The sequence below is a fragment of the Pseudonocardia yunnanensis genome (assembly GCF_039534065.1).
Lineage (GTDB): Bacteria > Actinomycetota > Actinomycetes > Mycobacteriales > Pseudonocardiaceae > Pseudonocardia > Pseudonocardia yunnanensis.
In genome coordinates this window covers 131,353-152,306 of record NZ_BAAAUS010000036.1, presented here as the reverse complement: position 1 = coordinate 152,306, position 20,954 = coordinate 131,353, and the positions used below count along the sequence as shown (strand labels likewise).

Genomic DNA, 20,954 nt, shown 5'->3' with positions numbered 1-20,954 from the left:
CGCCTCGGTGAACGCACCTGGACAGAGCTCACGACTGTGCGGCCAACCGTGCTCGTCCCGGTGGGATCGCTGGAGCAACACGGCCCGCACCTGCCGCTGGACACCGACGCTCGCGTGGCGACGGCCGTCGCCCACCGGGCCGCCGACGCGGACCCGTCGCTGTTGGTCGCGCCCGCGGTGGCCTACGGCGCGTCGGGCGAGCACGAAGGCTTTCCGGGCACCCTGTCGATCGGGCACGAGGCGCTGAACGCGGTGCTCGTCGAGCTGGGCCGATCGGCCGGTCCCTGGGTGCGGCGGCTGGTCTTCGTCAACGGGCACGGCGGCAACTTCCCGACCGTGTCCGAGGCCGTTCTCCGCCTGCGGGACGAGGGTCGGGACATGGCGTGGTTCGGCTGCGGCGTGCCGGACGGGGACGCGCACGCCGGGCGCACCGAGACGTCGATCCTGCTCGCGCTGGAGCCCACGCTCGTGCGGGAGGACCTGGCGGAGGCAGGCAACACGGCGCCGTTGGCCGAGCTGCTCCCGATCCTGCGCCGCGACGGGATCGCAGCCGCCAGCCCGAATGGTGTTCTCGGAGACCCGGCCGGTGCGTCCCGGGAAGAGGGCGAGCGCCTCCTCGCCGAGATGGGTACGGCACTGCGGGACCGCCTCTCCCGCTGGACTCTCGACCGCCGTGGGCGCCTGGCGTGAGCCAAGGGCTACTCGCAGGCGTCCCGCGTCAGGAGGTGCGGGCCACCAGGAGGGGGACGAGTTGTTCCTCCACCGACAGCGAGCCGTGCTGGCCGGGCAGCCGGGAGATCACCGGCTCGGCGACCGACCTGATCACGGCCGTTGTGCCACGCGCCGCGGCGACGACGTCGCCGATGCGGCCGCGCAGCTGTGGCACGACCTCCCCGAACCAGCCTTCCGCCGCGGCCTGGTCGCCCGGCACCACCCAGGCGTTGTCCCCCAGCACCGAGCGCCAGGTGGCCAGCACGTCCTCCATCGCCCCGGGCCGGACGTAGACGTGCCGGGAGCGCGCGTCGCCGCCGAGCAGCAGCACTCCCTCCTGCAGCACGGGGTCGGTGTCGGCGTCGAAGATCCGGTCGACGGCGACCATGCCGTGGTCGCCGGTCACCACGAGCGCGGCGTCGCTCGGCAGGTGCTCGGCGATCAGCGCGGCCAACCGGTCGACCTGGCTGAGCTGCAGCCGCCACGCCAACGTGCCCGGTCCGTGCAGGTGCCCGAGGAGGTCGAGGTCGGCGTGGTAGCCGTAGCAGAGCCGCCTGCCCGCTCCGGTGAGCCCGGCGATGATCTCTGCGGCGAGGTCGCCGAGGGCGTACGTGCCCCGGAAGTCGCCGCCCCGCAGCGCTGCCCGGGTGAGGCCGGATCCGCCGAACTCCTGTTTGGACACGACGGTGACGGCGACGCCGGCGGCTGCGGCACGCTCCAGCGCGGTCGGGGCTGCCTGCACCTGCTCGGGTGGGAGCAGTTCGCGCATGTCGATCGGGCCGTCCGCACCCTGGGTCGTCCAGCGCAGCGTGTCGAGCAGTTCACCGTCGTCGGCGCGGAAGGAGATGCCGACCATCCCGTGTGCCCCCGGCGGCAGCCCCGTGCCGAGCGAGGTGAGGCTGATCGACGTGCTCGACGGGAAGCCGACGGTGAGCGGCCCCGCGTCGGGCAGGCTCGCGAGGAACGGTGCGTCCGCCGCGTGCTCGCGCAGCAGCTCGGTGCCCAGGCCGTCGACGAGCAGCAGGGCCGCTGCTCGGACCGGCTCGAACGCCAGCGCCGGAGGTCCACCCGGCACTCCGAGGGCCGAGAGGATCGCGGGAAGCACCTCCGCCAGCGAGCGGTGGCCGTAGTCGGGCAGGACCGGGACGCTCATCGGAGTGAGCCTGCCACCGCGGCCGCCGCTGCGCCGCGAACGGTGAGATGCCTCTCCGGATGATGATGTCGCTTCGCGCCGCAGAGCCCTACGGTGACGGGGTGCTCGACGTCGGCGTGGCAGGAGTTTCCGGCCGGCGGAGGCCTTCGTGACGGCCACGGGCCCGGCGGAGAGTGCGCTGCCGCTCGGGTTCGGGGTGGCGCTGGACCGCCGGGTCCGCACCCTCGACGACGGCGCGGTGCTGATCGGTGGTGCACCGCCCCGGCTGCTGCGGCTCTCCGACACCGGGAGGCGCCTGCTCGCGAACGGGCGGTGCACGGTGACGGGCCGGGAGTCGGGCGCTCTCGTCCGCAGACTGCTCGACGCGGGGATCGCGCACCCGGTGGCCGAACCGGCGTCCGCCGTGCCGGCCGTGGCGGAGGTGACGGTCGTGGTGCCCGTGCGGGACCGGGCGCCCGAACTGGCGCGCCTGCTCGCCGCGCTTCCGGACGGGCTGGGCGGCCTGGTGGTGGTGGACGACGGCTCGACGAACGAGGGCGCGGTCCGGGCCGTGGCCGAGGCGGGCGGCGCCACCGTCCTGCGGCATCCCTCGGCCCGCGGCCCGGCTGCGGCACGGAACGCGGGCCTCGCGGTCGCGACCACCCCTTTCGTCGCGTTCCTCGACTCGGACGTCGTACCCCGGCCCGGCTGGCTGGCGCCGCTCCTCGCGTGTTTCGCCGATCCCGCAGTCGGCCTCGCGGCACCGAGGATCGTCGCTCTGCCCCCGGTCGAGCCGCTGCCGCCGGTCGGCGGGCTACTGGCCGCGTACGAGGCTGTGCGGTCCTCGTTGGATCTCGGGCCCGACCCTGCGCTGGTCGTGCCGCGCTCGAGAGTGGCGTACGTGCCGAGCGCTGCCCTGCTCGTGCGCCGCAGCGCGGTCGGCGCCGGATTCGACGAGCGGATGCAGGTAGCCGAGGACGTCGACCTGGTGTTGCGCCTGCACGAGGCGGGCTGGCGGCTGCGCTACGAGCCGAGCGCCCGCGTCGCGCACGATCACCGGACGACCTTCGGCGCGTGGTGGCTGCGCAAGGCGTACTACGGCACCGGGGCCGCGCCCCTCGCGATGCGGCACCGCGGTTCGGTGCCGCCGATGGTGCTGAGCCCCTTGTCGGCAGCTGTCGGGGCGTTGACGCTGGTCGGAACCCCACGGGCGGCGGCGGCAGCGGTGGTGGTGAGTGCGGTCGCGGCCGAGCGGCTCTCGCGGAAGCTGCCGGTTCGCCGGCCCCGCCAGGCCGCGGCGCGTCTCGTTGCAGCGGGAGTGGTGGGCGCGGTCGCGCAGACGGCCGACGCCGTGACGCGCCACTACTGGCCGGTGTCGCTCGCGGCGTGCCTGCTGTCCCGCCGTGCGCGCCGCACGGTGCTGGCCGTCGCGGTGACCGAGGGTGTTCTGGACTGGTGGCGCCATCGCGGTCGCGACCCCGCGGCCCGGCCGGGGCTGCTCGGGCACCTGCTGGCCCACCGGCTCGACGACCTCGCCTACGGCTCGGGTCTGTGGTGGGGTGCACTGCGCCACCACACTGTGGAACCGCTGCGACCGGTCGGAACCGGGCTCGCAACGGACCGGGCGTCGGCAAATCGACGTGCCGCGGAGACGGCCGTCCGTCAGGGCTAATCCGAAAGGGTGATTAGCGGGCCTTTTTGGATCCGCTCTTGCGGAACTATTTGCAGACTGTCTCCGCTTTCGCGGTGCCGTCGCACGAGTGCGCTGAGGTTCACCCCACGGTCACCCAGGGGTAGGTATACCGGTGCGAAGGGGATCGGTTGCACCGTCGGATCAACAGCGGTGTGATGTGCTCGCCGCCACAACGGGGTGGCGGCCCGGATGGTGGTGCGACCACCTCGGCCGGCCCTCCGGGAAGACATGCTGGCGCGATACGACACCGTGGTCGCGGTTGAGGAGAAGACTCATGGCACAGGTCCGGGTCACCGTCGACGGCGTCCAGTACGCCGACGACGTCGAGCCCCGCACATTACTGGTTCATTACCTCAGGGAGCGCCTCGGCAAGACCGGCACGCTCGTCGGTTGCGACACCAGCAACTGCGGTGCCTGCACCGTCCACCTGAACGGGCAGAGCGTGAAGTCCTGCTCCGTGCTCGCTGTTCAGGTCGACGGCGCCGAGGTCACGACGATCGAAGGAATCGCGCGTGACGGCAAGCTGCACCCCGTGCAGGAGGCCTTCAACGAGTGCCACGCGCTGCAGTGCGGCTACTGCACCCCGGGCATGATCATGCAGTCGATCGACCTGCTCGGGGACAACCCCGACCCCAACGAGCGAGAGGTCCGGGAGGGCATCGAGGGCAACCTCTGCCGCTGCACCGGGTACCAGAACATCGTTCGCGCGGTGCAGAGCGCCGCGGAGAAGATGAAGCCGGGTGTCCAGGCCGACGTGCAGTCGCCGGTGTCCGTGGCCGGAGGGGGCGACTAAATGACCGCGACCGCCGAACCCACCGTCGAGTTCGGAAAGGCCAGAACGCGCAAGGAGGACGCCCGCCTCATCACGGGCCGCAGCCGATACACCGACGCGATCACGCCGGCGGGCACGCTGCACATCTCGGTCGTCCGCTCGCCGCTGGCGCACGCCACGATCACGGGCATCGACAAGACCGCGGCCGAGCAGGCCCCGGGTGTCGTGGGCGTCTACACGGCGGCCGACCTGGGTCTCGAGCAGGTCGGCCTGCCCTGTGCGTGGCCGATCACGCCGGATATGAAGGCACCCCAGCGGCCCGTGCTCGCCACCGGCACCGTGCACTTCGCCGGTGAGGGTGTGGCCGTCGTCGTCGCCCGCAGCGCCGCCGAGGCCCGTGATGCAGCCGACCTCGTCGATATCGAGTACGAGCCGCTCGAGCCCGTGCTCGACATGGAGGCAGCGCTCGCCGAGGGGGCCACGCTCGTCCACCCCGACCTGGGCACGAACGAGAACGCCACCTGGGTGTTCGACTCGGGCGAGGCCGGCACCGGCGCGAGCGTCGCCGACGCGATCTCGGCCGCGGAGGCCGATCCCGACCAGGTGGTCGTGCGCCGCCGGTTCATCCAGCAGCGCCTCATCCCGGCGTTCATGGAGCCGCGGTCGGCGGTGTGCGACCCGACCGGCGAACAGCTCACCATCTACGCCGCCACGCAGGTTCCGCACATCCTCCGGACGATGACCACGGTCACGCTGGGTGTACCGGAGAGCAAGCTGCGGGTCATCGCCCCCGATGTGGGCGGTGGCTTCGGCGGCAAGATCGGCGTGCTGCCCGAGGAGATGCTCGTCGTCGCCCTCGCACAGAAGCTCCGCAAGCCCGTCAAGTGGAGCGAGACGCGCTCGGAGTCACTGCTCGCGGCCCACCACGGCCGCGACCAGATCCAGGACATCACGATCACGGCCAAGAAGGACGGCACCGTCACCGGCCTGGACGTGAAGCTACTGGCCGACATGGGTGCCTATCTCGGCCTGGTCGGTCCGGGTGTGCCGATCCTCGGCGCGTTCATGTTCAACGCGATCTACAAGATCCCGGCCTACAAGTTCAGCTGCACCAACGTCTTCACCACGAAGACGCTGACCGACGCCTACCGCGGCGCCGGGCGGCCGGAGGCCACGTTCGCCATCGAGCGGATCATGGACGAGCTCGCTGTCGAGCTCGGCCGCGACCCGATGGAGCTGCGCGAGCAGAACTGGATCAAGCACGAGGAGTTCCCGTTCACCACGGTGTGCGGGCTCACCTACGACTCGGGCAACTACGAGCAGGCCACGCAGCAGGCGATGGAGCTGTTCGACTACGCAGGCCTGCGTCGCGAGCAGGAGGAGCGGCGGCGCTCGGGCGACCCCGTGCAGCTCGGGATCGGCATCTCGACGTTCACCGAGATGTGCGGTCTCGCCCCTTCGCGGGTGCTCGGTTCGCTGTCCTACGGTGCGGGTGGCTGGGAGGCCGCAAGCATCCGGATGCTCGCCACCGGCAAGGTCGAGGTGATCACCGGCGCCTCGGGGCACGGCCAGGGCCACGAGACGGCGTTCAGCCAGATCGTCGCCGACCAGCTGGGCGTGCCCTTCGAGGACGTCGAGGTCCTGCACGGCGACACGCAGATCTCGCCCAAGGGTCTCGACACCTACGGCTCGCGCTCACTGGTGGTCGGCGGCATCGCGATCGTGAAGGCCGCCGACAAGGTCATCGCCAAGGCCAAGAAGCTCGCGGCGCATCTGCTCGAGGCGTCCGAGGACGACATCGAGTTCGCGAGCGGCAACTTCACGGTCCGGGGCACGGACAAGGGCAAGTCGATCCAGGAGATCGCGTTCGCCGCGTTCATGGCGCACGACTATCCGGAGGACATGGAGCCCTCGCTCGACTCCGACGCCGTGTACGACCCGGAGAACTTCTCGTTCCCGCACGGCACGCACCTCGCGGCGATCGAGATCGACACCGAGACCGGGCACGTCGACCTGCGCAAGTACGTCTGCGTGGACGACATCGGCAATGTGGTCAACCCTCTCATCGTCGAAGGTCAGGTGCACGGCGGCCTCGCCCAGGGCATCGCGCAGGCCCTGTTCGAGGAGGCCAACTACGACGAGGAAGGCACGCTGGTCAACGGCACGTTCGTCGACTACACGCTGCCGTCGGCGGCCGATCTGCCGAGCTTCGACACCCGCGTGGTGAGCACTCCGGCCACGTCGAACCCGCTCGGCGTCAAGGGCGTCGGCGAGGCAGGCACCATCGCCTCGACGCCCGCGATCGTCAACGGCGTGCTCGACGCGCTGCGCCCCCTCGGCGTCAGCGACATCGGGATGCCGTGCACGTCGCAGCGCGTGTGGCGGGCCATCCAGGACGCAAAGGGGCGTTCCACCCAGGAGACCCCGATCGACACCCACTCACCGGGTGCCGGTCTGGGCTCGATCGACCCGAACAACCCTCAGGGAGAGGTCCAGTGATCCCGTCCAAGTTCGACTACGTAAAGCCGTCGTCGGTGGCCGATGCCATCACGGCGCTGCGGGACGGCGGGGACGACGCGAAGATCCTCGCGGGCGGCCAGAGCCTGATCCCGGTGCTGCGGTTGCGGCTCGCCGCGCCCTCGGTGCTCATCGACCTGGGCGGCATTCCGGAACTGCGTGGCGTCCGCGAGGACGGCGACCGGATCGCGATCGGTGCGATGACGTCCTACTACGACGTCATCCGGGACGACCTGGTGAAGCAGCACGTCACGCTGCTCGCCCAGGCCACGGAGACGGTGGCGGACAACCAGGTGCGTCACCGGGGCACGCTCGGCGGCTCGCTGGCCCACGCCGACCCTGCCGGTGACCTGGGTGCGGTGGCGCTGGCGCTCGACGCGGAGATGGTGATCGCCGGAGCGGACGGTACGCGCACCGTGCCGGCGAGTGAGTTCTTTCTCGACTACTTCACCACGGCGATCGGTGAGACCGAGATCCTCACCGAGATCCGCTTCCCGAAGTACACCGGCTGGGGAAGCCACTACGAGAAGTTCAACCGCACCGCGCAGGCGTGGTCGATGGTCGCCATCGCGGCGGCCATTCGAGTGGAGGGTGGCTCCATTGCGGAGGCCCGAGTCGGGCTGACCAACATGGGCACCACGCCGATCCGTGCCACTGGCGTCGAGCAGGCGCTCGTCGGTCAGCCGGCCACCGCCGATGCCGTGCGCGCCGCAGCCGAGCACGTCACGGAGGGCACAGCCGCACCGAGTGACGCGGACGCGGCTGCGGACTACCGTGAGCATCTGGCCAAGGTGCTCACCGGCCGCGCGGTTCTGGCGGCCGCGGGCTGACGTTCGTCGATAAACCGTGGACGCCTGCTCCGACCACAGGGGCAGGCGTCCACGGCTTTTACGCCCCTCGGCGATCGACCAGGGGTCCGAGGAGGAGATAGCTCATGCAGTTGGAGAACAAATTCACGATCGAAGCGCCGATCGAGAAGGCGTGGGAGGCCTTGAACACGCCGGAGACCGTGGCTCCGTGTTTCCCGGGCGCCACTCTCCAGGAATACGAGGGTGACTCGTTCACCGGCACCGTGAAGGTGAAGCTCGGGCCCATCTCGCTGACGTACAAGGGCAAGGGCACCTACGTGAAGCGCGACGACGACAAGCACGAGGTCGTCATCGAGGCGAACGGCCGCGACTCGCGCGGCAACGGCACGGCGAAGGCCACCGTCACCGGCACGATGACGGCCGACGGGCCGGACCGCACGGCCGTCACGATGGTCACCGACATGACGATCACCGGCCGGCCCGCGCAGTTCGGCCGCGGTGTCATCTCGGACGTGGCCGACAAGATCATCGGTCAGTTCTCGGCATGCGTCGCCAGCAAGCTCGCCCCGGAGCAGGCCACAGGGGCGGCCACGCAGTCGTCCGCCGGCGCCGAGACCGCCGCCGGCGGGGGCAGCACCAACGGGTCCGGCGCGCCGGCCACGGCCACGGCCACCGCTGCCAAGGGCCCGGTTCTGGCGTCCGCCCCCAGCACGCCCGCGCCGGCGAGCGTCCCGAGGGTCGCGGCGCCGTCGATGCGCAGCGAAGTGGATGCGATCGACCTGCTCGACACCGCGGGTGCCCCGGTGCTCAAGCGGTTGGCCCCGGTGGCGGGTGGCCTCCTGCTGCTGCTGATCATCTTCCTGATCAAGCGCAGCCGCTCCAGCTGACGAAGCCGCCCGAGAGCCACGTTCCGCCCCACGGCGTGAACGTGGCTCTCGGGTGTCGGGCCGGGGATCGGTCAGCGGTGGCCACTCCGGTCGTCCCTGCCCCGGTCGTCGCCGCCCCGGTCGTCGTCGGCGTCGACTCGCGTGATCGCGCCGGTCGTCGCGTCCACGCGGACGTCGTGCTCGCCCGTCCGGTCCAGGATCTCGACCTTCCACTCCAGCCGGCCGTGCTCGACCTCCTGTTCGATCTTGGTGACCCTCCCGGCGCCCACGTGCGCCAGGGCGATCGCGGCGGCCTCGTCGCGGGAGAGCTCACCGAGGCGGCTGGATCCCGCCGGCGTCGTGATCGGGACCGTTGTGGGAACCGTCGTGGTGCTGCTCCCGTCCTGGACGGCGACGGGCCGTGGGGTGGCCGTCGTGCTCGTGTCGTTCGTGGCGGCGGTGGCGATCGCGGTACCGCCGATCAGCAGTGCGGCGACTGTGGCGGTCGTGGCGATCACGGTGCGGGGCGTGGGCATTTCTGCTCCTCCAGGTCGTTTGTCCGTCGACCTGGACACTGCCGATCATCGGGCTAGCGCCACGCTGCAAGAGTCCTAAGCGCGCCTTAGGCCGGAGTGTCCGGGCCACCGAGATCGACCACGACCTCGAGCCCACCGTCGGCGGAGCCGCCCAGCTCGAGCCGGCCACCCGCCTGCTCGGCGCTACGGCGGGCGATGTCGAGCCCGAGGCCCGTCGATCCGGCGCCGCTGGCTCCGCGCCGGACGGCTGCCCCGTCGGACAGGCCCGGTCCGGCGTCGGAGACCACGAGTCGGGCTCCGCCCTCCGGCCGCGGGGCGAGGCGCACCATGAACGACGTGCCGTCCGGAGTGTGGGCGAAGACGTTGCCCAGCAGCGCGTCCACGCAGGCCGCGAGGTCCGCGGCGCCCAGCGCCACCGGCAGCGGTCCCGGCGCGATGTCGACCACCGTTTCCCGGTCGGTGTCCTCGGCCAGCACCGCCCAGAACTCGACGCGCTCGCGCACCACTGCTGAGGCGTCGCTGCCGGCGCGTCCCGCGCCCGGGCCGGTGCCGCGTCGCCTGGCCTGTTCGATCGCCTGGGTGACCGCCCGCTGTACCGCGTCGACGCCCGCGCCGATCCGGGCCGCGTCGCCCTGCCCGGAGAGCGCCTCGGCGTCCAGACGCAACGCGGTGAGCGGCGTGCGGACGCGGTGGGCGAGGTCGGCCACGGTCTCGCGCTCCTCGCGCAGCAGGTCCGTGATGCGGCCGGCGAGTCCGTTGAGTGACTCGGCGACCACCCCGAGCTCGCCGGGCGCGCCGCTGTCGGCGCGGGCGTCCAGCTCGCCGGTGGCGAGACGATGCGACACCGCTGCGAGATCCGTGGTGGACCGAACCAATGAGCGGGCGAGGCTGTCGGCGACCGCCAGGCTGAGCCCGAGCAGGCCGACGCCGAGCGCTCCCAGCATCAGCCATGCCCCGGGAACGCCACGGCCGAGCTCGGCATCCGGCACGAACGAGCGGATCACTCCGGCGCCGCCTGCCTGGTCGCGCACCGCGAAGACGATCTCCCGGCCGCCGTCCACCTGCGCAGAGCTGCTGGTGCCGAGCGCCCCCAGCTCGACGAGAGGAGTCCGATCGGCGGCCGAACCGAGGACGGTGGCGTCGGCGAGGAACACGGTGACGGCGTCGGGCGAGCTGACATCGAGTTGCTGGACGGCGAGCGCGAGGGTGGCCCGGTCGGTGGTGCCCACGAGCGAGCTGAGCGACTGGGCCTCGACGGTGGCGGCCTGCACCGCCCGGTCGGCGGCGACGGTACGCAGCAACAGGGCGAGCGGCACGAGGAAGGCGATGAGGACCAGCGACGTCGTCGCCCCGACGAGGACCAGGATGCGGCGGCGCACGTCTGCTCTCCTCAGCCCTGCGGTGCAGAGATCCGCACCCCGACGCCGCGCACGGCGTGCAGGTAGCGCGGCTCCTGTGCGGTCTCCCCGAGCTTGCGGCGCAGCCAGGAGAGGTGGACGTCGACGGTCTTGTCGGCGCCGCCGTAGGGGAGCCGCCAGACCTCGGTGAGCAGCTCGCGCTTGCTGACGACCTGGCCGGAGCGGGCGGCGAGGTAGTGCAGGAGCTCGAACTCGCGAGGTGTCAGGTCCAGCGCGGCGCCGTCGAGGCTCGCCTCCCGCGACCGCGGGTCGACCCGCAGCCCGCCCACCACCACGGTCGGGTCCGCGACGGTGTCCCCGCTGCGGCGGAGTACGGCCCGGATGCGGGCGTCGAGCTGCGCAGCGCTGAACGGCTTGACCAGGTAGTCGTCGGCGCCCGCGTCGAGCACGGCCACGATCTCGGCCTCGTCGTCGCGGGCGGTCGCCACGATCACCGGCACACGGCTCGCCCCGCGCAACATCCGGAGCATCGTGGTGCCGTCGAGGTCGGGAAGGCCGAGATCGAGCACGACGAGGTCGGGCCGGTTCGTCACGGCCGACTCGAGCCCGGGGAGCGCCGCGGCGGCGGAGTCGACGGCGTGACCCCGCTCGGTCAGTCCGCGGATCAGCGCGCCACGGATAGCCGGGTCGTCCTCGATGAGAAGCACCTGGGCCACCTGCCGAACCGTAGGACAACGGAGATCGTTCCACGCGAAATCTGTGACAGGGCGGCCTTGCGATAGTGCGGCCTTAGGAGTGTCTTAACGCCCGTCACGACAGGCTGGGCGGATGTCGACGCCCCGACGCACGCACCCGGCTCTCGTCGCCCTCGCCTGGGCGGCGGCCGTGGTCGTCGCGACGCTCGTGGGGATGAGCGCGGTCGGCGCGATCGGCACCGGCATCCTCGGGGGCGGGCAGCAGCCGCTCACACCCGCCGAGGTCGACCAGGCCCTTGCCGTGGCCCGCTCGGCGCCGAACCCGCCGGTCGCTGCGCCACCACCGGTATCCCCTGCACCCCCCTCGCCTGCGGCCGCCGACGTCGTCGCGAGCCCCGGCGGCACGATCGTCGCGCGATGTGCGGGCGACGTCGTCGAGATCGTCTCTGTGAGCCCGGCGCAGGGCTTCCGGCTCCACGACGAGCGGGAGGGCGCCCGCGTCAGGTTCGAGTCCGAGGAGGAGAAGGTGGAGGTACGGCTCCGCTGCGAGAGCGGCCGTCCGGTGGGTGCGGTGCGGCTCGACGACTGATCGGTCGGCGAAATCCGGTGGTCGCAGGGAGTCGAGTCCTGCACTGTGACGCCGTGCCAGCACTGACCGACGAGCAGGTCGACCGTTTCGTCAACGACGGCTTCGTGCACGTCGAGGGCGCGTTCCCGCGTGAGCTGGCCGATGCGGGCCGGGAGCTGCTGTGGAAGGCCACCGGCTGCGACCCCCAGGACAGTGCCACGTGGACGCGGCCCGTGATCAGGCTGGGCAACTTCGCCCAGGAGCCGTTCCGCGCCGCCGCGAACACACCGCGCCTGCATGCGGCGTTCGACCAGCTGGTGGGGGCCGGGCGCTGGTTTCCGCAGGGGAGCCTCGGTACCTTTCCCGTCCGGTTCCCGCACCCGGACCCGCCGGGCGACGACGGGTGGCACGTTGAAGGGAGCTTCCCGAACGACGGCGGCGGCTACCAGCTGAACATCCGGTCACGCGGCCGCGCGTTGCTGATGCTGTTCCTGTTCTCCGACGTCGGCCCCGACGACGCCCCCACCCGGGTCCGCACCGGTTCTCACCACGATGCCGCCCGGCTGCTCGCACCCTACGGCGACGAGGGGGCCGAGTTCTTCGCCTTCGCGCGCGAGGCGGTGCCGGCCACCGAGCACCGGCCCGAGGTCGCGGCCACCGGGGCGGCGGGCGACGTCTATCTCTGCCACCCGTTCCTCGTGCACTCCGCGCAGCCCCACCGCGGCACGACACCGCGGTTCATGGCCCAGCCGCCCCTCCTGCCGAGGGGCGAACTCGATCTCGAGCGCCCGGCGTCACCCGTGGAACGGGCCGTGCACCACGCGCTGGCGTGATCGTCAGGCCAGGCCCGAGACACGGAGCGTGATGTTGAGCCTGCCCGCGGCGAGCCCGATGTCGGGCACGTCGAACGCGGGGAGCAGCTTCGGCACGCCGTGGTAGGCCAGCCTGCTCTCGTCGCCGAAGACGATCAGGTCGCCGGAATGCAGCTCGACGTCGGTCCACGGCCGACCGCGGTTCTCCGTGTTGCCGAAGCGGAACAGACACGGCGCCCCCATGCTGAACGACACGACGGGCTCGAGCGACTCCTCGTCGCTGTCGCGGTGCAGCCCCATCTTCGCGCCGGCGTCGTAGTGGTTGATCAGCGCGATATCGGGCCGGTAGCCGCCGGCGCGATCCGGGTCGCCGTAGGCCGCGGCGAGGGCATCACGGCCGAGGTCGCCGAGCCAGTCGGGGAACGGAGTGACCGGAGAGCCGTCCTGGTCGTCGCGGGTGCGGGAGTAGCGGTAGGGATACCAGTGCCAACCCAGGCACACGCTGCGCACCGACATCTGACCGCCGTTCGGCATGACGGCCGCGCGGATGCCGGGACCCTCGCTCGCCCACTCCCGGCACGCCTGGACCAGCTCGCGCTGCCTGTCGAGATCGAGCCAGTCCGGCACGTGCACCGCACCCGGGGCGAGCACCCGCCGCTCGCGGGGAATCAGGCCGGGTATCACGGCTCCAGTGTTCCGGAGCCGCGGTGGCGCGTCAGGGGATCGGGGTGGTGCCGTCCAAAACCCGCGAGTGCGGGACGGGGTGCACGTGATCACATAACGCCATGACGACTGACACGACGGCGACCGACCGCGCCACCCGGTTCCGGCAGCTGCACGAGACCGGTGTGCTGGTGCTGCCGAACGCGTGGGACGCGGCTTCGGCCCGTCTCATCGAGGACGCCGGTGCCCAGGCCATCGCCACCACCAGCGCCGGCGTCGCGTGGAGCCTGGGACACGCCGACGGCAACCACCTTCCCCGCGAGCTTGCCGCCGATGCTGTCCGGCGGATCGTGGGCGTGGTGAGCGTGCCGGTCACCGCCGACATCGAGACGGGCTACGGCGAGACCCCGGCCGAGCTGCGCAGCACGATCGAGGCGATCATCGCGGCGGGCGCGGTCGGGATCAACATCGAGGACGCCGGGGTTCCGCTGCGCGAGACCGGCGAGCAGGCCGGGCGCATCCGCACCGTGCGGGAGGCCGCCGATGCGACAGGCGTGCCGCTGTTCGTCAACGCCCGGATCGACACCTACCTGCGCCAGGTCGGTGATCCGGCGGGCCGCCTGGACGAGACCGTCTCGCGGGCTCGCGCCTACATCAACGCAGGTGCGGACGGGATCTTCGTGCCCGGCCTGCTCGACGTCGAGACGTTGCGCGAGTTGGCAGGCCTGCTCCCGGTCCCGCTGAACGTGATGGCGGGACCGGGGGCCCCTGCGGTCGCGGAACTCGCTGCGCTGGGGGTGCGCCGGGTCAGTGTCGGCACAGCGATCGCGCAGGCGGCGTACGCGACGGCGCGCCGTGGCGCCCGAGAGCTCCTGGACGGCGGTACGTACGACTCGCTGGCCCTGGGCGGTGTCGACTACGGCGAGCTGAACGCTCTGCTGTCCTGATCCGCCGTCACCGCGCGTTGTGGAAGATGATGCCGAGCACGTGCCGCTCGCCGCTGTGCACGGCGCTCACGCCGTGGCGCATCTGCACGCGGTGATAGCCGCGTGAGCCGAGTTTCGGCCGGTTCCGCACCGGGAAGATCACGGCTTCGCCCTGGCGCGGACGCACCACGACCGGCCGGGACTGCTGGCGGGGGCGCTGCTCGACGAACACGCTCTCGCCGCCGGTGAAGTCCTCGTCCGGCCTGCTCAGCATCACCAGGAACTGCAGTGGGAACGTGAGGTCCCCGTAGACGTCCTGGTGTAGGCAGTTGTAGCCGCCGGGGCCGTAGCGCAGCACGAGCGGGGTGGGCCGGTGCTGGCCCAGCGCCGCGCACTCGGCCAGCAGGTCGTCGAGCGTGGTGGGGAACGTGCGCTCGCCGAGGCGCTCGGCCCACCGGTTGGCGATGGTGGCCAGCGGTGGGTAGAGCTGCTCGCGCAGGGTCTGGACCAGCGGCGGGAGCGGGTCGGCGAAGTAGCGGTAGCTTCCCTCGCCGAACGCGTGCCGGGCCATCACGACCGTGCTGCGGAACCGCTCGACCTCGTCGAACATCGCGACCACGCTCGAGCACTGCTGCGGCGACAGCAGCGGCGGGGTGGTGGCGACACCGTCGGCGTCGAGCTGTTCCTCCAGCGCCGACCAGTCCAGGCGGTGCAGGGCACGTTCCGGTGCAGCGGTACTCATGACTCCACTGTCACCGATACCCCGGCCCGTTGCTGGCGGGAAACGGCCACTGGGTCAGGGCAGGATTGCCCGTATGCGGACCGGACCGAACAACGCCCTGACCGACGTGCCCGGCCTTCGGGTCGGGCACGCCTCCCTCGCCGGTCGCGGGGCGCTGAGCGGCACGACGGTCGTGGTGGCGCCGCCCGATGGAGCCGTCGGTGGGGTGGACCTGCGCGGCTGGGCGCCCGGCACACGCGAGACGGATCTCCTGGACCCGGGCCGGATGGTGCAGCGGGTGCACGCCGTCGTGCTCACCGGCGGCAGCGCCTACGGGCTCGCCGCGGTCGACGGCGTGATGGCGCGGCTGGAAGCGGAGGGATACGGGTTCGCGGTGCCCGGCGGGGTGGTGCCGATCGTGCCCGCCGCGGCCATCTGCGACCTGGGGCGCGGCGGTGATCCCGGGGTGCACCCCGACGGGTCGGCCGGCGCCGCCGCATTCGACGCCGCGAGCACCGGGCCGGTCGCCCAGGGGTCGGTCGGAGCGGGTACGGGGGCCGTCGCGGGCGGGCTGAAGGGAGGGGTGGGCACCGCGAGCACGGTGCTCGACGGGGGCGCGGTGGTGGCCGCGCTCGTGGTCGTCGACTCGGCGGGGTCGGGTGTGGACCCGGCCACCGGCACGCTGCGCGGAGCGCGGGCCGGGCTGCCAGGCGAGTTCCCGGACGAGGCCGTGGACGAGGCCGGACGATCCGCGCTGCTCGCCGCCGCGGCATCCCCACCGACGGTGGACCCGGCGACGACGCTCGCGGTGGTGGCCACCGACCTCGCACTGGACAAGGCGGGATGCGCCCGGCTGGCTGCGATGGGCCACGACGGGCTCACCCGCGCGATCCCGGCGGAGCACACGGGCTCCGACGTCGGTGTGGTCTTCGGTCTCTCCACCGCCGTTGGTCCCGCTCCGGGGATGCTGGACCTCTTCGTGCTCCACGCCGCGGCCGCCGACGTGGTGTCGCGGGCCGTCGCGCACGCGCTGCTCGCGGCGTCCACCGTGAGCACGGACTCCGGCTCGTGGCCCGGCTACGGTGATCTTGCGATCCGCGCCGTGTCAGATTGAGACGATGAGCGGAGCGGATCGGCCTAGCGTGCGTGAGCGCCGTCACAGGTGTGGCGGCGCACCGTCGCGAGGAGGAGCCGATGAAGGCGCTCGTCTACCACGGCCCGGGCGAGAAGTCCTGGGAGACCGTTGCGGATCCCAAGCCGATGGACCCCACCGACATCGTCGTGCAGATCGACACCACGACGATCTGCGGGACGGACCTGCACATCCTCAAGGGTGACGTCCCCACCGTCGAGCCGGGCCGCATCCTCGGACACGAGGCCGTGGGCACCGTCGTCGCCGTGGGCACGGCCGTGAGCGGTCTGAAGGTCGACGACCGGGTGATCGTCCCCGCGATCACGTCCTGCGGGCGCTGTGCGTACTGCAAACGCGGCATGCCGAGCCACTGCCAGGCCACCGGCGGCATCGGGTGGATCTTCGGCCACCTCATCGACGGCACGCAGGCCGAGTACGCGCGCGTGCCGTTCGCCGAGACGAGCGTGCACAAGGTGCCCGACGGGGTGACCGACCAACAGGTGCTCTTCCTCACCGACATCCTGCCCACTGGCTACGAGGTGGGCGTCCGCAACGGCCGGGTGAAGCCGGGCGACGTCGTCGTGGTCGTCGGGGCAGGCCCGGTCGGCCTGGCCGCGATCCAGACCGCGGGACTCGCGGGCGCCGCCACGGTGGTGGCCGTGGACGTCGCCGACTCGCGGCTCGAACACGCCGTCCGGTTCGGCGCCGACCACGTCCTCAACTCAGCCGGTGGGAACGTCGAGGAGCTGATCGCCTCGCTCACCGACGACGGGCTGGGTGCCGACGTCGCGATCGAGGCCGTCGGGATCCCGGAGACGTTCGACCTCTGCACCCGCGTGGTCCGGCCCGGCGGCGTCGTCGCCAACATCGGCGTGCACGGCCACCCCACGACGCTGCACCTCGAGGACCTGTGGATCAACAACGTGACCATCACGACCGGGCTCGTCGACGGGACGACCGTGCCCATGCTCATGAAGCTCGTCCGGTCCGGGAAGATCGCCGGCGACCTGTTCGGCACCCACGAGTTCGCGCTCGACGACATGCTGTCGGCCTACGACACCTTCGCCGACGCGGGTGCGAACAACGCGCTCAAGGTGGTGATCAGGAGGTAGCCGTCTTAGCGGACCTGGACCTCGTCGCCGATCTGCAGAGTCTCGAAGAAGGCGACCGCGTCGTCGTGTGAGAGGTGTACGCAGCCGGCGCTCTGCCTCTGCAGGCTTCCCTCGTGGAAAGCGATGCCGCCGGGGGCGAAGAACACCGAGTACGGCATCGGCGCGTTGTTGAACTCCGCGCTGCGGTGGTCCTGTTCCTTGCGCTGCACGGTGAACGTGCCCGGCGGGGTCTCCTGGCCGGGCGCGCCGTGGGTGATCAGGACCGCTCCGCGCACGACCTGCCCGTCCTCGATCAGCCAGGCCTCGTTGTGCGCGAGGTCCACACAGGCCTCGGCGGTGACCGTGCAGGGCGTGCCCGGAACGAGCTCCGCCTCGTCGCCTGCCGGTGTCACGTCGCCTGCCGGAGCGGTGGTCGCCCCTGGTGTGGCGGCCGCCGCCAGGCCGGCCAGGGGCGACGCCGTCAGGCCGATCATCCCGGCGCTGACCGCGCCGGTCAGCGCCACGACGCGACCCGCTCCCGCCCACGGGCGGACCTTCTGCTTGCTGTGCCTACCCATGTGCGCCCACGCCCGCCCTTCACGCTCCCACCCGCCCAACTGGGTGGCGCGGAGGGAGGTGACGGGCGATAAACGTGATCAACATTACAGCGCGTGAACCAGACGATCCCCGATTGCCCCGTAAGGGGGATATCGGACCGGTGATCCGCGGGTGGAGCGGGCTCAGCCCCCGGCAAACGGCGGAAGCACGTCGAGCGTGGCCTTGTCGTGGAGCGGGGTCGACCGGTCGCGCACGGCGACCTCGTCGAGCAGGAAGCTGCAGCGCTCCAGCACCCGGGCCAACTCGCCACCGTGCCGCTCCGCGACGGCGGCGAGCACGCTGTCGACGGTGACGTCGCCGGCCAGCTCCAGCGGTTCCGTCTCCGTGCCTGCGGCCGCCCTGGCCGCGGCGAAGTACCGGACGGTCACGCGGGTCATCGTGGTCGTGCTCATGTCTGCCATCCTCGCTCAGCCACCGATCGCGCTCATCGGGCGGTCCGGCTGAAGGAAGCCGGGGTCGTCGATGCCGTGGCCCGCGAGCTTGCCCCACATGGCGTCGCGCCAGACGTCCGCGATCTCGGCGTCGGTCGAGCCGCCGCGCAGCATCGCCCGCAGGTCGGTCTCGGTGCGCGCGAACAGGCAGGAGCGGATCTGGCCGTCGGCGGTGAGCCTGGTGCGGTCGCAGGCGCCGCAGAACGGACGCGTGACGGACGCGATGACGCCGACCACGGCGGGGCCGCCGTCCACGAGCCAGCGCTCGGCGGGTGCGCCGCCGCGCTCCGTGGGGTCGGGTGTGAGCTCGAAGCCCTCCCGTAGTCGCTGCATGACCTCGCCGGCCGTGACCATTTCCGAGCGCTCCCAGCCGTGCTGGGCGTCCAGCGGCATCTGCTCGATGAAGCGCAGCTCGTACCCGTTGTCGATCGCGAATCGCAGGAGCGGGACGGCCTCGTCGTCGTTCACACCGCGCAACAGCACAGTGTTGATCTTGATCGGGTTGAGTCCGGCCGCACGTGCGCCGGCGAGCCCGTCCAGCACGTCGGAGAGCCGGTCGCGCCGCGTGATGCTGGCGAACCGCTCCTCCTGCAGCGTGTCCATCGAGACGTTCAGGCGGTTGACGCCTGCCGCCGCGAGCGCTTCCGCCCGGCGGGCGAGCCCGACGCCGTTCGTGGTGAGCGAGATGTCCGGGCGCGGTTCCAGAGCTGCCGAGGCGGCGATGATCCCCTCGAGCCCCTTGCGCAGCAGCGGCTCGCCGCCGGTGAACCGCAGCTCCTCGACGCCGAGGTCGCGCACCGCGATGGTGATCAACCGCAACAACTCGTCGTCGGTGAGCTGCTCGGCGCGTGGCATCCAGTCGAGGCCCTCCGCCGGCATGCAGTAAGAGCAGCGGAGGTTGCAGCGGTCGGTCAGTGAGATGCGCAGGTCGGTGGCTACTCTGCCGAACGAGTCGACGAGTCGGGGGTCGGCGGGGCGGGCTGGGTCCCGGGGCGCGGCACGCCGCACCGCGGGGATGCCGAGATCGAGAGCCGTCACAACAAGAGCCTAACCGCCCTGAATGCCGCTTTGCGCGGCGACAAATCGCAGCTCAGAGGTGGTCTCCGCATCTGCGGATGCATACCGCCTCCCTGTTCCGCAGCTGCTGATCCTTTCCCCCTCCTCGGCTATTCAAAAGGAGCGGTGGATCACGCTGCGGAACAAGGAGTCAGCCTGTGGTTCGATCAGGCGTGCCGGGCCAGCTCCTGACGGGCGACGGTGCGCAGGTGCACCTCATCGGGACCGTCGGCAAGGCGCAGGGCCCGCGCCCAGTTGTAGAAGTAGGCGAGCGGCAGGTCGTCGCTCATTCCGGCCCCGCCGTGGATCTGGATGGCCCGGTCGATCACACCGCACGCGATGCGCGGGCACACCACCTTGATCGCCGCGATCTCGGTGGCCGCGCCCTTCGACCCGAACCTGTCGATCAGCCAGGCCGTCTTCAGCACCAGCAGCCGGGCCTGCTCCACCTCGATGCGCGACTGTGCGATCTGCTCGCGGACGACACCCTGGTCGGCCAGCGGCCTGCCGAACGCCACACGAGAGTTCGCCCGGCGAACCATCAGGTCGATGGCTCGCTCGGCCATCCCGATCAGGCGCATGCAGTGGTGGATGCGCCCGGGGCCCAGCCGGGCCTGCGCGATCGTGAAGCCGCCACCCTCCTCGCCGAGCAGGTTGGCCGCCGGCACGCGCACGTCGCGGAACACGAGTTCCGAATGCCCGTGCTGATCCTGGTAGCCGAATGTCGGCAGGTGCCGGACGATCTCCAGCCCGGGGGTGTCGCGGGGAACCAGCACCATCGACTGCTGCCGATGCGCGGCGGCGTCGGGGTCGGTCTTGCCCATCACGATGAAGATCTTGCAGCGCTCGTCGGCCGACCCGGAGATCCACCATTTCCGGCCGGAGATCACGTAGTCGTCGCCGTCGCGTTGAATTCTGGTCTGCACGTTGCGGGCATCCGAGGATGCGACACCGGGCTCGGTCATTGCGAATGCCGACCGGATCTCGCCCTCGAGCAGCGGGGTGAGCCACTCCTGCTTCTGCTCGGGCGTGCCGAACAAGTGCAGCGTCTCCATGTTCCCGGTGTCCGGCGCCTGACAGTTGATGGCCTCGGGGGCGATCACCGGCGACCAGCCGGAGATCTCGGCCACGGGCGCGTACTCGAGGTTCGACAGGCCGGAGACGCTCGGCAGGAACAGGTTCCACAGACCGCGGGCCCGCGCCTCCGTCTTCAGCTTCTCGACGACGGGCGGCAGGTCCCACTCCTGCGGGGTGCCGCGCCGCTCCGCACGGAACGCGTCGTACTCCGCCTCGGCCGGCAGCACCTTCTCGTCGAGAAACGCTCGCATGCGCTTGGTGAAGTCGGCAGCAGCGGCGCTGGGTTCGAAGTCCACGACCTGCACCCAACCACAGCGGAACCCCGACGTGGGCGAAGTCGCATTCGCGGCTTTAGGATCTGCGACGTGCCGCAATTCAGGATCTCCGACGCCGCGCGTCTGCTCGGAGTCAGCGACGACACCGTTCGTCGCTGGGTCGACGCCGGAACACTTCCGGTCCAGCCCGACGCCTCGAACCGCAAGGTCATCGACGGCGCGGCGCTCGCCGCGTTCGCCCGCGAACACGCACACACGCCACCCGACCCCTCCGACGTGCAGAGCTCGGCGCGCAACCGGTTCGTCGGGCTGGTCACGTCGGTGATCACCGACACGGTGATGGCCCAGGTCGAGATGCAGTGCGGGCCGCACCGGGTGGTGTCCCTGATGTCCAGTGAGGCAGTGCGGGAGCTGGGGCTCGAGCCCGGCGCCCTGGCCGTCGCAGTGATCAAGTCGACCACGGTCGTCATCGAGACCCCCGGAGGAAGTTCATGA

General features: G+C 71.6%; 22 protein-coding genes. 12 read left to right on the top strand and 10 right to left on the bottom strand.

Annotated features, from left to right (window positions below; all coding sequences use genetic code 11):
• Nucleotides 1-48: 48 nt before the first annotated feature.
• Nucleotides 49-690 carry a mycofactocin biosynthesis peptidyl-dipeptidase MftE gene (gene mftE, locus ABD743_RS31135; protein ID WP_379658898.1) on the top strand — a complete coding sequence of 214 codons (642 nt, stop codon included), beginning with the start codon at nucleotides 49-51 and terminating at the stop codon, nucleotides 688-690.
• A 28-nt stretch (nucleotides 691-718) separates the two neighbouring features.
• Here the strand turns inward: mftE and ABD743_RS31130 are convergent, their stop codons facing one another.
• Nucleotides 719-1,864, bottom strand: a complete 1,146-nt coding sequence (locus ABD743_RS31130; RefSeq protein ID WP_344726086.1) for an alkaline phosphatase family protein — start codon at nucleotides 1,862-1,864, stop codon at nucleotides 719-721.
• Nucleotides 1,865-2,012: 148 nt separating this feature from the next.
• Between ABD743_RS31130 and mftF the strand changes: the two genes are divergently transcribed.
• The 5 genes from mftF to ABD743_RS31105 all read left to right on the top strand — a co-directional run bounded on the left by mftF (nucleotide 2,013) and on the right by ABD743_RS31105 (nucleotide 8,521).
• The gene (gene mftF, locus ABD743_RS31125; RefSeq protein ID WP_344726084.1) at nucleotides 2,013-3,515 is read left to right on the top strand and encodes a mycofactocin biosynthesis glycosyltransferase MftF; all 1,503 of its coding nucleotides are present in this window, start codon (nucleotides 2,013-2,015) and stop codon (nucleotides 3,513-3,515) included.
• 295 nt (nucleotides 3,516-3,810) lie between these two features.
• On the top strand, nucleotides 3,811-4,329 hold the full coding sequence (locus tag ABD743_RS31120; protein ID WP_344726082.1) for a (2Fe-2S)-binding protein: 519 nt from the start codon (nucleotides 3,811-3,813) through the stop codon (nucleotides 4,327-4,329).
• A complete protein-coding gene (locus ABD743_RS31115; RefSeq protein ID WP_344726081.1) occupies nucleotides 4,330-6,807 on the top strand; it encodes a xanthine dehydrogenase family protein molybdopterin-binding subunit in 2,478 nt (825 codons plus the stop codon).
• Nucleotides 6,804-7,655 carry an FAD binding domain-containing protein gene (locus tag ABD743_RS31110; protein WP_344726080.1) on the top strand — a complete coding sequence of 284 codons (852 nt, stop codon included), beginning with the start codon at nucleotides 6,804-6,806 and terminating at the stop codon, nucleotides 7,653-7,655. The genes ABD743_RS31115 and ABD743_RS31110 overlap by 4 nt, the downstream gene beginning before the upstream one ends.
• Before the next feature lie 104 nt (nucleotides 7,656-7,759).
• Nucleotides 7,760-8,521, top strand: a complete 762-nt coding sequence (locus ABD743_RS31105; RefSeq protein WP_344726079.1) for an SRPBCC family protein — start codon at nucleotides 7,760-7,762, stop codon at nucleotides 8,519-8,521.
• A 71-nt stretch (nucleotides 8,522-8,592) separates the two neighbouring features.
• Here ABD743_RS31105 and ABD743_RS31100 read toward each other — a convergent pair whose 3' ends face one another.
• From ABD743_RS31100 to ABD743_RS31090, 3 genes are all read right to left on the bottom strand, one after another.
• Entirely contained in the window at nucleotides 8,593-9,036 is a 444-nt protein-coding gene (locus ABD743_RS31100; RefSeq protein WP_344726078.1) for a PepSY domain-containing protein, read from the bottom strand.
• A gap of 86 nt (nucleotides 9,037-9,122) precedes the next feature.
• Nucleotides 9,123-10,415, bottom strand: coding sequence for a sensor histidine kinase (locus tag ABD743_RS31095; protein WP_344726077.1), 1,293 nt, complete (start codon nucleotides 10,413-10,415; stop codon nucleotides 9,123-9,125).
• 11 nt (nucleotides 10,416-10,426) lie between these two features.
• Nucleotides 10,427-11,110, bottom strand: coding sequence for a response regulator transcription factor (locus ABD743_RS31090; RefSeq protein ID WP_344726075.1), 684 nt, complete (start codon nucleotides 11,108-11,110; stop codon nucleotides 10,427-10,429).
• Between the two features lie 112 nt (nucleotides 11,111-11,222).
• On the opposite strand from ABD743_RS31090, the gene ABD743_RS31085 reads away from it, so the two are divergent.
• Nucleotides 11,223-11,678, top strand: coding sequence for a hypothetical protein (locus tag ABD743_RS31085; RefSeq protein ID WP_344726073.1), 456 nt, complete (start codon nucleotides 11,223-11,225; stop codon nucleotides 11,676-11,678).
• 53 nt (nucleotides 11,679-11,731) lie between these two features.
• Complete coding sequence (locus ABD743_RS31080) at nucleotides 11,732-12,490, top strand: phytanoyl-CoA dioxygenase family protein (protein ID WP_344726072.1); 759 nt, start codon at nucleotides 11,732-11,734, stop codon at nucleotides 12,488-12,490.
• A 3-nt stretch (nucleotides 12,491-12,493) separates the two neighbouring features.
• Here the strand turns inward: ABD743_RS31080 and ABD743_RS31075 are convergent, their stop codons facing one another.
• Nucleotides 12,494-13,150 carry an alpha-ketoglutarate-dependent dioxygenase AlkB family protein gene (locus tag ABD743_RS31075; protein ID WP_344726175.1) on the bottom strand — a complete coding sequence of 219 codons (657 nt, stop codon included), beginning with the start codon at nucleotides 13,148-13,150 and terminating at the stop codon, nucleotides 12,494-12,496.
• Nucleotides 13,151-13,254: 104 nt separating this feature from the next.
• On the opposite strand from ABD743_RS31075, the gene ABD743_RS31070 reads away from it, so the two are divergent.
• Nucleotides 13,255-14,079: an isocitrate lyase/PEP mutase family protein gene (locus tag ABD743_RS31070; protein ID WP_344726071.1), complete on the top strand. Its 825-nt coding sequence runs from the start codon at nucleotides 13,255-13,257 to the stop codon at nucleotides 14,077-14,079.
• Nucleotides 14,080-14,086: 7 nt separating this feature from the next.
• On the opposite strand, the gene ABD743_RS31065 is transcribed toward ABD743_RS31070, so the two are convergent.
• Nucleotides 14,087-14,800 carry a 2OG-Fe(II) oxygenase gene (locus ABD743_RS31065; RefSeq protein ID WP_344726070.1) on the bottom strand — a complete coding sequence of 238 codons (714 nt, stop codon included), beginning with the start codon at nucleotides 14,798-14,800 and terminating at the stop codon, nucleotides 14,087-14,089.
• Nucleotides 14,801-14,873: 73 nt separating this feature from the next.
• On the opposite strand from ABD743_RS31065, the gene ABD743_RS31060 reads away from it, so the two are divergent.
• Together ABD743_RS31060 and ABD743_RS31055 are read left to right on the top strand one after the other, a co-directional pair.
• Complete coding sequence (locus ABD743_RS31060) at nucleotides 14,874-15,893, top strand: P1 family peptidase (RefSeq protein ID WP_344726069.1); 1,020 nt, start codon at nucleotides 14,874-14,876, stop codon at nucleotides 15,891-15,893.
• Nucleotides 15,894-15,925: 32 nt separating this feature from the next.
• On the top strand, nucleotides 15,926-17,023 hold the full coding sequence (locus ABD743_RS31055; protein ID WP_344726068.1) for an alcohol dehydrogenase catalytic domain-containing protein: 1,098 nt from the start codon (nucleotides 15,926-15,928) through the stop codon (nucleotides 17,021-17,023).
• A gap of 5 nt (nucleotides 17,024-17,028) precedes the next feature.
• Here ABD743_RS31055 and ABD743_RS31050 read toward each other — a convergent pair whose 3' ends face one another.
• The 4 genes from ABD743_RS31050 to ABD743_RS31035 all read right to left on the bottom strand — a co-directional run bounded on the left by ABD743_RS31050 (nucleotide 17,029) and on the right by ABD743_RS31035 (nucleotide 20,480).
• Nucleotides 17,029-17,580 (bottom strand): L,D-transpeptidase, encoded by a 552-nt coding sequence (locus ABD743_RS31050; RefSeq protein ID WP_344726067.1) that lies wholly within the window; start codon nucleotides 17,578-17,580, stop codon nucleotides 17,029-17,031.
• Nucleotides 17,581-17,742: 162 nt separating this feature from the next.
• Nucleotides 17,743-18,012 (bottom strand): MoaD/ThiS family protein, encoded by a 270-nt coding sequence (locus ABD743_RS31045; protein WP_344726065.1) that lies wholly within the window; start codon nucleotides 18,010-18,012, stop codon nucleotides 17,743-17,745.
• A gap of 15 nt (nucleotides 18,013-18,027) precedes the next feature.
• Nucleotides 18,028-19,089, bottom strand: coding sequence for a GTP 3',8-cyclase MoaA (moaA, locus tag ABD743_RS31040; protein ID WP_344726063.1), 1,062 nt, complete (start codon nucleotides 19,087-19,089; stop codon nucleotides 18,028-18,030).
• 185 nt (nucleotides 19,090-19,274) lie between these two features.
• Nucleotides 19,275-20,480 (bottom strand): acyl-CoA dehydrogenase family protein, encoded by a 1,206-nt coding sequence (locus tag ABD743_RS31035; protein WP_344726061.1) that lies wholly within the window; start codon nucleotides 20,478-20,480, stop codon nucleotides 19,275-19,277.
• 69 nt (nucleotides 20,481-20,549) lie between these two features.
• Here ABD743_RS31035 and ABD743_RS31030 point away from each other — a divergent pair, with 69 nt between their 5' ends.
• The gene (locus tag ABD743_RS31030; RefSeq protein ID WP_344726059.1) at nucleotides 20,550-20,954 is read left to right on the top strand and encodes a TOBE domain-containing protein; all 405 of its coding nucleotides are present in this window, start codon (nucleotides 20,550-20,552) and stop codon (nucleotides 20,952-20,954) included.

What these genes read in the sequence shown, in the direction of transcription:
- ABD743_RS31130 (WP_344726086.1), bottom strand. Translation starts at nt 1,864, where the DNA reads ATGAGCGTCCCGGTCCTGCCCGACTACGGCCACCGCTCGCTGGCGGAG.
- ABD743_RS31115 (WP_344726081.1), top strand. Translation starts at nt 4,330, where the DNA reads ATGACCGCGACCGCCGAACCCACCGTCGAGTTCGGAAAGGCCAGAACG.
- ABD743_RS31045 (WP_344726065.1), bottom strand. Translation starts at nt 18,012, where the DNA reads ATGAGCACGACCACGATGACCCGCGTGACCGTCCGGTACTTCGCCGCG.
- ABD743_RS31085 (WP_344726073.1), top strand. Translation starts at nt 11,223, where the DNA reads ATGTCGACGCCCCGACGCACGCACCCGGCTCTCGTCGCCCTCGCCTGG.
- ABD743_RS31050 (WP_344726067.1), bottom strand. Translation starts at nt 17,580, where the DNA reads ATGGGTAGGCACAGCAAGCAGAAGGTCCGCCCGTGGGCGGGAGCGGGT.
- ABD743_RS31100 (WP_344726078.1), bottom strand. Translation starts at nt 9,036, where the DNA reads ATGCCCACGCCCCGCACCGTGATCGCCACGACCGCCACAGTCGCCGCA.
- ABD743_RS31060 (WP_344726069.1), top strand. Translation starts at nt 14,874, where the DNA reads ATGCGGACCGGACCGAACAACGCCCTGACCGACGTGCCCGGCCTTCGG.
- ABD743_RS31065 (WP_344726070.1), bottom strand. Translation starts at nt 14,800, where the DNA reads ATGAGTACCGCTGCACCGGAACGTGCCCTGCACCGCCTGGACTGGTCG.
- ABD743_RS31105 (WP_344726079.1), top strand. Translation starts at nt 7,760, where the DNA reads ATGCAGTTGGAGAACAAATTCACGATCGAAGCGCCGATCGAGAAGGCG.
- ABD743_RS31070 (WP_344726071.1), top strand. Translation starts at nt 13,255, where the DNA reads ATGACGACTGACACGACGGCGACCGACCGCGCCACCCGGTTCCGGCAG.
- ABD743_RS31120 (WP_344726082.1), top strand. Translation starts at nt 3,811, where the DNA reads ATGGCACAGGTCCGGGTCACCGTCGACGGCGTCCAGTACGCCGACGAC.